Origin of the sequence: Halomonas sp. B23F22_20 (assembly GCF_043496985.1) — a bacterium.
In the GTDB taxonomy this organism is placed as follows: domain Bacteria; phylum Pseudomonadota; class Gammaproteobacteria; order Pseudomonadales; family Halomonadaceae; genus Halomonas.
This window is the reverse complement of sequence record NZ_JBIEKH010000113.1, coordinates 1-579: the sequence shown is the minus strand read 5'-3', so window position 1 is coordinate 579 and position 579 is coordinate 1. Positions and strand designations below refer to the sequence as shown.

Genomic DNA, 579 nt, shown 5'->3' with positions numbered 1-579 from the left:
CCTGCTCTTTGCCCATCGTCTGTGATAGAAGAATAAAAAAATTATGGGCGCCGGTATGATCAGCGTCGCAGGCATACCAGATTTCATCCGCCGCGCTGAGCGCCTCCCTCGGCGCTATTGTTGCTTGGCAAAGCTCGCCACCAACAATCTCCATAACAATATAATTGTATGGTGCTAGAATCTTGCGCGGCTTCCATTCAGGATCGGAAAGGTGGGGGAAGTCGCTATGTTTTATCCCGCGAGGGTAGCGGAACTCGTACAACCCCCCGATATGTCGGGTGAGCACAACAAACACCCTGGCCTCGGGCCAGCGACGGTGGATGTGTGGAGAAAGAAGTTTAGCTTGGTCGCGTTTTTCAGCGACGAATGCGATAGTTGCGGCAGTCATGATCCGTACTCCAAACTCGTTGGAAGGTGGTGTTTGCACGGCTTGGCCGTGGTCTGCAAGCAGCTTGTCATTGTCCGCGTTAAAAGGCAAGGACCTGGATAGAGGTCGGCTATCTCTGTTGCAGTTCAAAGAAAACTAGCTTTACGCTGATCTCCAGCCCCCTTAGTGCTATACCAGAGAGATTCCATCTC

General features: G+C 52.2%; 1 protein-coding gene. It reads right to left on the bottom strand.

Features of this window, described 5'->3' with window-relative positions; all coding sequences use genetic code 11:
- On the bottom strand, positions 1–388 hold a 388-nt coding region (locus ACGTN6_RS20855; RefSeq protein ID WP_394595008.1), incomplete at its 3' end, for a hypothetical protein.
- Between the last annotated feature and the right edge of the window lie 191 nt (positions 389–579).